The following is an 8,344-nucleotide window of genomic DNA, read 5'->3' as shown; positions in this document are numbered from 1 at the left end:
TACCAGGGTATCTAATCCTGTTTGCTCCCCACGCTTTCGTACCTGAGCGTCAGCCCTCGTCCAGGGGGCCGCCTTCGCCATCGGTATTCCTCCAGATCTCTACGCATTTCACCGCTACACCTGGAATTCTACCCCCCTCTACGAGACTCTAGCCTGCCAGTTTCAAATGCCGTCCCCAGGTTGAGCCCGGGGATTTCACATCTGACTTAACAGACCGCCTGCGTACGCTTTACGCCCAGTAATTCCGATTAACGCTCGCACCCTCCGTATTACCGCGGCTGCTGGCACGGAGTTAGCCGGTGCTTCTTCTGCGGGTAACGTCAATCAATGGCGCTATTAACGCCATTGCCTTCTTCCCCGCTGAAAGTGCTTTACAACCCGAAGGCCTTCTTCACACACGCGGCATGGCTGCATCAGGGTTTCCCCCATTGTGCAATATTCCCCACTGCTGCCTCCCGTAGGAGTCTGGACCGTGTCTCAGTTCCAGTGTGGCTGGTCATCCTCTCAGACCAGCTAGGGATCGTCGCCTAGGTGAGCCATTACCCCACCTACTAGCTAATCCCATCTGGGTTCATCCGATGGTGTGAGGCCTAAAGGTCCCCCACTTTGGTCTTGCGACATTATGCGGTATTAGCTACCGTTTCCAGTAGTTATCCCCCTCCATCGGGCAGATCCCCAGACATCACTCACCCGTCCGCCGCTCGCCGGCAAAGAGGAAAGCCTCTTCCCGCTGCCGCTCGACTTGCATGTGTTAGGCCTGCCGCCAGCGTTCAATCTGAGCCATGATCAAACTCTTCAATTAAAAGCTTGATGTTCAAAGAATTAAAACTGGTATTCGTATGAATATTCGTTTGTTCACTCTTCTTCAAGACTTGATATTTCGTGTGTCGATATCGTCTCGTGAATGCCCACACAGATTGTCTGATAAATTGTTAAAGAGCGTAAACCGGGAGGTATTTTCCCTACTGGTGCGGGTGGCGTATACTACAATTTTCCTCTTTATAATAAACCTGTTATTTTCCAGTAGTGGGACACCTTCCTCTAGCTGATCCGGTTATGTTCCCGGCCAGTGAAGACGCATTATAGGGCCTTCACTGACGGTGACAAGGATAAATAATTAAAATAATTTTAATGATTTTTCAGAAAAAAACCCTATTTTATAGGCACTGCGTCACCTGTTTGGCAGTTAATTGCGCTAAATCATCGGCAAAGGTAGAAACTTGCTGCCAATCTGTATATTCCACTTCTTTGGTACGATCGGTTTCACCGCCGGTCACACTCATTATCATTTGAATTATGACCCGATCAAACCAGCGGTATCGCGGGTAGCACAATGCACCTGCAAACACAGCGCAAAGATCCGGCCGCCAGGGCGTTTTCGCCAGGAATTTCCGGGTATAGGTGTTCGTGCTAGAGGTACGTTTATCGGGCTTTCGCGCTGTCAAATTGACGGAATAAAACGCGCTGGGGATACTGTGCAGCCATTCAAGCTGCTGCGCGATAAAATGGTCAATATCTGCGGCAAAACGGCCATAGCGGATCGCCGTACCAATCACTACCCGCTGATAACACTGCAGATTAAGATCGTGGGCGAGACGCAAATCTACCACATCACATTCGCAACAATCGGTAAGATGAGCCGCGATGGCGCGCGCAATTTTTTGCGTTTGTCCGTCATAGCTTGAGTAGAGAATCAACGTTTTCATGGTAAACCTTGTATCGTTCATTCTAAAAAGTCGGCGTAAACAGGACCAATAGAGTAAATACCTCCAGACAGCCGAACAGCATGGTCAGAATGAGGATCCACTTGGTAACCGCATTCATGGGGGTAATGTTATCGGCCATGCCCCAGGCCGGGTTCAAGGTTATTAAGCATTGCCGCCACCGCCGAAAAGGCGGAAAAACTATCGGCAATGGTGGGGTTGGGGGCTACTCACCGCCAGCATACTGAGGATAACCACTAGCACATAAGCGGAAAAATCCCCAAAACGCTTCCATAATCCGCTCCGGTAACGCTACGGTTGCCCAACCTGATAGTGTAAACCGCGTTTGGATACACTAAGCATTTCAGCTCTCGCGGGCTATGAGAGTCAGTAAGATGATTACCTTTTAATCCGCTACCGGTGCGAACCATGACGCCATCATGCCAATTTCAGCGCGCGTCATATTTTCGATGTGGTTGTCGCGAATGATGATATTATCCCCAATGTGGATACCGCCATTAAGGTTTAAAGCTCTCAATGCGCGACCAGTTAAAGTGCCGGCTGAAAGAGTTGGATCGCCGGGGGCTATAACAGCATTTGGATAAAATAAAGACCGGGTTTGATCTTAAACACCATCCGCATCTGCAGCACACGCGCACGACACAGTTGGGGGTGGCGCGACGGCAGCGCTAGAGAGGTACCGTGATCATCTTACATGAAGCTGGCAATATCATGTACCTGTAATCCCAGCGAATGCCCCAGTCTATTCGGCAGGAACGGTACGGTAATACCCTCTGCCACCATGGTCCTCGCTAAGGTCGCTGGCAATCTTAAACTGTCGCAGCAAGCTGGTGCTTTTACCATACATTTTAGCATGATAGTCAATATAATATTGATACCGGTTATCAATTGTGGCGATAAGCACCTGCTGCTCGTTATTCACCGCCGTAATTAGCGCGGCGAAATCGCTGTCTTTTTGCTCCGTATGAGTGCGGATCAGGTCAGTGGCGTAACCGTTATATCCCGTTCCAACATCGATCAGGAAACTGTAGACGTGGTTCGTCGCGCGCTGATCCAGGCAGGTATAATGCAATACCGTGGCATATTCATTCATAGCGATAATTATTATAAGGCACATAGGTATCGCGGTGACCACAGACTTACCACAGACTTTAAGGTAGGCAATGTTAATATCAAATTCGCACATTCGCACATGCGGACAAAAAGTCTTCTTTCGCCTCCCGATAACCGTTGACCGCTGATTTTTGCGCCTCGCGCATGCAAGTGAGTCCATAGTCTGTTTTATAGGCGCAGTGAAAATACAAATAATCCAGCACCGGCTGCTGGTCGATGTACTCGCTCTCGATCCCCAGGCCAGAGGCACGCTGAGGCACCAATCCCAGGTGGTGACCGGCGGACCTTGTCACACGGCGGCAACAGCGTGGTAATCTCGTCTGGATAAGCGAACGGTGAGATATATCCACATACGGATGTCTAAAAATCTATCCGGCAATTCCACGAGATATAATAGTCCACCGGCAGGTAATACTAATACCAGAGTTTCTGCTTTTTTACCATGGCCACCCATAGCCAGCAATGAGGTACGTGAGTGACCAGCAGCTAGGCTTTGAAGTGGGGATTGACTTTAAACGGGTAGTCATGAGCATCAAGAAAGCGACCTAATTGGCTCACCTGCATGGATCGCTGATCCATGCAGGTGCTGGCGCTGCAGTATCTCCTGGGTAAGATTTTGGAGTGTGACGAGATGATCCTGATATAACGAAAAATGTGATTCCATGTTCAGACCCTATGAGGAACGCAATTGACTTATATTACCACGGCGCTACGCATTACCACAGCGCTTCGCCTGGAATAGCGGCTGACCCAACAAGTTCCGCCTCCCCGCCGGGCTGCCTCCGCGAATGAACAGGCGCTGACACGGATGAACTTTGCTTAAATAAAGGCGAAAGCGTCACCAAAAATACGATCAACCACGGCGCTACGCTCAGAGCAAAAACGTTCACGGGCGATTTTTGCCATTTCAAAGCGCCCCGCGATATAGATATCGTAGGGCTCCAGGGAGCCATAGTCCTGCATCACCGCCATCAGAACGGTACCAGAACGGCCCTGCCACTGTTCATCAGGCTGTTCGACCACAGGTACTACGGACAATTGCGGATGCTGCAGGATAAGCGCCTCCAGCTCTCCTAAGTCATAGAGATGATCCCGCTCACGGCCGCCCCAGTATATTGCCACTTTGCGCTCGGGCTGGCGCATCACCACTGTCAATAAAATTGAGCGCACATAGGAGAAACCAGTACCGCCGGCGATCAGCACGATGGGCCTGTCGGTATCATCACGTAACCAGGCTTCGCCTTGCGGGACTTCGACGGTAATTTCCCTATTTTTCAGGATACGATCCATGACGGCCATCGCATACAAATTGAGTTCGGAGGCACAGATATGCAGCTCGATAAACGACGTTTCCATGGGAGTTGACGCCAAGGAAAAAGGGCGTTTATCGCGTTCATCCATCACCACCATCAGATACTGTCCGGCGCGGAAACGGAAAGCCGCTTCCGGTACCATCCTTACGCGGTAAATGGTATCAGTGATGGCATCTACGGAAGAGACCTTACAGGTCAATGTTGTCATGCAGTCCCTCTGTCGGGTCATTAAGCAATTCGCCACGAGCGCCGCGTAATTACGACGCGTGATCATTTTTTAGGATAGCCAGCTGGTCCCAGATAGCGTCAACGCGTGCGCGCACTGTCCGATCCATTGCAATTGGGGTACCCCATTCGCGCTGTGTTTCTCCCGGCCATTTGTTTGTCGCGTCCATGCCCATTTTCGATCCCAGTCCGGAAACTGGCGAAGAGAAATCAAGATAATCTATCGGTGTATTTTCCATCAAGACCGTATCACGCGCCGGATCCATACGGGTCGTCATCGCCCATATCACGTCTTTCCAATTACGTGCATTAATATCATCATCGCATACGATAACAAATTTCGTATACATGAATTGACGCAGAAATGACCAGATTCCCATCATTATCCGCTTAGCGTGGCCGGCATATTGCTTTTTGATAGTCACAACCGCTAGGCGGTAGGAGCACCCTTCCGGCGGCAGGTAAAAATCCACGATTTCCGGAAACTGCTTTTGTAATATGGGAACGAAAACTTCATTGAGCGCTTCCCCTAATACCGCAGGTTCATCAGGCGGACGGCCGGTATAGGTTGAGTGGTACAGCGCATCGCGCCGCTGAGTAATATGGGTTATGGTAAAGACTGGAAAACTGTCTGTTTCATTGTAATAGCCGGTGTGGTCGCCATATGGACCTTCGGTCGCCGTTTCTCCCTCCTCAAGGTAACCTTCCAAAACGATCTCCGCTCTGGCCGGCACCTCTAAATCGCAGGAAACACACTTGACCACTTCGGTTTTGTAGCCCCGCAGAAGGCCGGCGAATGCGTATTCGGAGAGTGCATCGGGCACTGGCGTCACCGCGGCCAGGATTGTCGCCGGATCAGCTCCGAGAGCTACCGCGACGGGAAAACGTTTACCGCGGTTTTGCCGCGTCCATTCCTGGAAGTCGAGTGCACCGCCGCGGTGAGACAGCCAGCGCATAATCACCTTATTTCTGCCCAACACCTGTTGACGATAAATACCGAGGTTTTGTCGTTCTTTATGCGGCCCGTGCGTAACTGTAAGCCCCCAGGTTATAAGTGGCGCGGCATCGCCGGGCCAGCAGTGCATGACCGGAATACGGCCGAGATCCACATCATCATCCTGCCAGATCTGCTCTTGGCAAGGCGCGGCGCTTAGCCGTTTAGTCGGCATATGCAGCACTTGGCGGAATTGGGGAACTTTGTCCAGCAGGTCTCTAAAACCCTTGGGCGACTCCGGCTCTTTTAAAAATGCCAGCAATTTACCCACATCGCGCAGGGCACTAACGCTCTCCTGTCCCATACCGAGCGCAACCCGCTTTTGGGTGCCAAACAGATTGCATAGCACCGGCATGGTATGCCCGTCAGGGTTTTCAAACAGCAGTGCTGGACCACCGGCCCGTAACGTGCGGTCGGCGATTTCTGTCATTTCCAGATAGGGATCGATGGGAAAGCTAATTCGTTTTAATTCCCCCCGCTGCTCCAGCAGGGCGAGGAATTCGCGCAATTCACGATATTTCATAACATCATCAGGAACAGTATTTAGCCTTCATTATAATATCTGTTTATCAGCCTTGCTGGGCTTTTGTCAAAGTCGGTAAAAACAAGCCCCCTCCGATGCCCTAAGGAGGCGTCCGGTGCCATAATATATCTTCTATGGATTTTGCTATGCTGAGTCTTCGATGAGAGGTAAACATGGAATCTTGGTATTTATTATATTTTGTAGGAGTGGGAGATTACTGCGTGCTAAAACATCTGGAATGGTAGGCAGTCGCCCTGTTTTACGCCGATGGTAAACGCTGGAGAAAATCACCCGGGGCAAGCATACAGAAACTTGCGAACCGATGTTTCTTAACTATTTGTTTATCTGGTTCTATCCGAAAATAATCCATACCAACACCATCAGCGATAACCGCGGTGTCAGTCACTTTGTACACTTCAGCAGTCTGCCGATAATTATCCCCGCCGAAGTCATTAAAGAACTGTGCGACCACAGTTTCGACAACGTGACCGGCCGCGATCCTGAGACGCTTCGAGCGGCGACACAGTATTAATCACTGCCGGGGTATTTGAAGGACTACAGGCCATTTAAACCAAACCTGACGGCGAAGAGCTCTTTATCATTCTAAATTTATTGAATAAAAAGTGTATCAAAGCCTGGATAATCACCAATTCCATAAAATCCAGTAGCTGGGTTTCGGCGAGGTTGATACATCGCCGCATCGTTGAAGGCTTAACGCTAACTAACCTGGAAATCGTCATACACTACTACCAACCGTCCTCACCCTGACGGATTGTATTGCCCATGCCGCAACGCTACTCAGGATCATCCTCCTCGGGATCGTCTTCTTCCTCAGCGTCTTTACGCCCTTATACCTACGTAGAACCGGGCGAAGAAAATGCCGATTTCAAACAGCAGATACATAGGTATCGCCAACAACGTTTGGGAAAATACATCCGGCGGCGTCAGCAGCATACCAATGACAAAGGCGCCGACGAGTACATAGGGCCGATTCTTGCACAGATCCTCCTGTGTTACTACGCCGCTCCAGCATAGCAGTACGATCGCCACCGGCACTTCAAACGACACCCCAAACGCCATAAACAATGCCATAACGAAGTCGAGGTAATTATTAATATCGGTCGCGATAAGCACACCGAGCGGGGCGGTATGAGCAAGAAAGCTGAAGGCCAGCGGGAATACAATAAAGTAGGAGAACGCCATACCGGCATAAAATAACAGGGTGCTAGAGAATAGCAGCGGCATTATCAGTCGGCGTTCATGTTTATATAGTGCGGGTGCCACGAAGGCCCATACCTGATAAAGTAATAGAGGCGCGGAGACAAACACCGAGACGATGATGGTCAGTTTGATTGGAGTAAAGAACGGCGACGCGACATCAGTCGCTATCATGCTAGCACCCGCTGGCAACTGTTTGATAAGCGGCGCGGATATCAGCTGATATATATCGTTAGCGAAATAAATCAGCGCTAGAAAGACTACCAATACGCTGAGGATGCAATAGAGTAGCCGCTTGCGCAGTTCGATTAAGTGACTGATTAGGGGTTGGGTATCATCAACGATCATGGATTAGCGATCATTATTCAGTAGATAAGTGGAAGATGCCGGCCGCGGGGCTGATGCTACGCCGCCCGGATCCGCTTGGGCTGGCGCTTTCGTGGAGGGCTTCTCGGGCTGGACCGCCGGATTCGCTACGGAATCGGCCGGCGTCATCGGCGACGCGTCGACCTGTAGATCATCGTCTTCCGCCGGGATCACACTGCCATACAACGCCTCGGGATCAGTCACCAGCGGATTGTGAATCGTATGCGGCTCAATCTGATCCATTACGGCACTATTGATAGCCTTGAATTGCTTTTTCATGGACTCCGCCGCTTCACGCAGCTCCTCCATTGAAGATTTTATCTCCGGCGACAGATTATTTTTACTGGCCTCTTCAACTTTCTTTAGGCTGTCCTGCAGCTCTTGCAGCTTAAACTCCTGCGTTAATTCGTTTTGCACCGTCGACGCAATGGATCGTATTGCCCTGATCCAACTCGCCACCATCCTGGCTGCAACCGGCAGACGTTCTGGACCCAGCACTACTAGTCCTATAACGAATACCAGCATAAGCTCACCAAATCCAATATCGAACACGGCTTATGCCTGCTCTTTATCTTTATGTATGGTTTCATCCGGCCGTGCTGGATCTGCTTTCTGCGCAATGGGTAGTGGGGTAAATTCGGCATCCTGGGTAGACTTACCCGACGATTTCGTCGCCGCATTATCATCTTCGCTCATGGATTTTTTAAATCCTTTAATCGAAGCACCTAAATCCGAACCCAAACAGCGCAGCTTTTTGGTGCTAAATAATAGTACTACGATAGCTGCTATGATCAATAATTGTGTAATGCTGATACCGCCCATAAATTTACCTCTGTGAATGGGGTAAAACCTGGTTATACGCCACCGG

General features: G+C 50.3%; 5 protein-coding genes, 1 rRNA gene and 4 pseudogenes. 1 reads left to right on the top strand and 9 read right to left on the bottom strand.

Annotation, left to right across the window (positions count from 1 at the left end):
• From BG74_RS03270 to ubiD, 6 genes and pseudogenes are all read right to left on the bottom strand, one after another.
• A 16S ribosomal RNA gene (locus BG74_RS03270) occupies positions 1–802 on the bottom strand; the annotation flags it as partial.
• Between the two features lie 355 nt (positions 803–1,157).
• The gene (gene hemG, locus BG74_RS03265; RefSeq protein WP_066596589.1) at positions 1,158–1,706 is read right to left on the bottom strand and encodes a menaquinone-dependent protoporphyrinogen IX dehydrogenase; all 549 of its coding nucleotides are present in this window, start codon (positions 1,704–1,706) and stop codon (positions 1,158–1,160) included.
• Between the two features lie 22 nt (positions 1,707–1,728).
• Positions 1,729–2,125 (bottom strand): annotated as a pseudogene (locus tag BG74_RS10365) (potassium transporter TrkG); the annotation flags it as partial.
• Positions 2,110–3,501, bottom strand: a pseudogene (gene pepQ / locus BG74_RS03260) (Xaa-Pro dipeptidase). The pseudogenes BG74_RS10365 and pepQ, both read right to left, overlap by 16 nt.
• 155 nt (positions 3,502–3,656) lie before the next feature.
• Entirely contained in the window at positions 3,657–4,358 is a 702-nt protein-coding gene (gene fre, locus BG74_RS03255; RefSeq protein ID WP_066596587.1) for an NAD(P)H-flavin reductase, read from the bottom strand.
• Positions 4,359–4,407: 49 nt separating this feature from the next.
• A complete protein-coding gene (ubiD, locus tag BG74_RS03250) occupies positions 4,408–5,892 on the bottom strand; it encodes a 4-hydroxy-3-polyprenylbenzoate decarboxylase (RefSeq protein ID WP_066596585.1) in 1,485 nt (494 codons plus the stop codon).
• 173 nt (positions 5,893–6,065) lie between these two features.
• Here ubiD and rfaH point away from each other — a divergent pair.
• Positions 6,066–6,560: pseudogene (gene rfaH, locus BG74_RS03245) on the top strand (transcription/translation regulatory transformer protein RfaH).
• Between the two features lie 126 nt (positions 6,561–6,686).
• Here rfaH and tatC read toward each other — a convergent pair.
• From tatC to tatE, 3 genes and pseudogenes are all read right to left on the bottom strand, one after another.
• Positions 6,687–7,458, bottom strand: a pseudogene (gene tatC / locus BG74_RS03240) (Sec-independent protein translocase subunit TatC).
• Between the two features lie 3 nt (positions 7,459–7,461).
• Positions 7,462–8,028 (bottom strand): Sec-independent protein translocase protein TatB, encoded by a 567-nt coding sequence (gene tatB / locus BG74_RS03235; RefSeq protein ID WP_066596582.1) that lies wholly within the window; start codon positions 8,026–8,028, stop codon positions 7,462–7,464.
• Between the two features lie 3 nt (positions 8,029–8,031).
• The gene (gene tatE, locus BG74_RS03230) at positions 8,032–8,298 is read right to left on the bottom strand and encodes a twin-arginine translocase subunit TatE (RefSeq protein WP_066596580.1); all 267 of its coding nucleotides are present in this window, start codon (positions 8,296–8,298) and stop codon (positions 8,032–8,034) included.
• Between the last annotated feature and the right edge of the window lie 46 nt (positions 8,299–8,344).

The sequence above is a fragment of the Sodalis-like endosymbiont of Proechinophthirus fluctus genome (assembly GCF_001602625.1).
GTDB lineage: Bacteria > Pseudomonadota > Gammaproteobacteria > Enterobacterales > Enterobacteriaceae.
Note: the sequence above shows the minus strand (reverse complement) of the source record. Positions and strands in the feature narration are given on the sequence as shown.

Excerpts from the sequence above, each read along its gene's own strand:
- hemG (WP_066596589.1), bottom strand. The coding sequence starts at position 1,706 with ATGAAAACGTTGATTCTCTACTCAAGCTATGACGGACAAACGCAAAAA.
- fre (WP_066596587.1), bottom strand. The coding sequence starts at position 4,358 with ATGACAACATTGACCTGTAAGGTCTCTTCCGTAGATGCCATCACTGAT.
- ubiD (WP_066596585.1), bottom strand. The coding sequence starts at position 5,892 with ATGAAATATCGTGAATTGCGCGAATTCCTCGCCCTGCTGGAGCAGCGG.
- tatE (WP_066596580.1), bottom strand. The coding sequence starts at position 8,298 with ATGGGCGGTATCAGCATTACACAATTATTGATCATAGCAGCTATCGTA.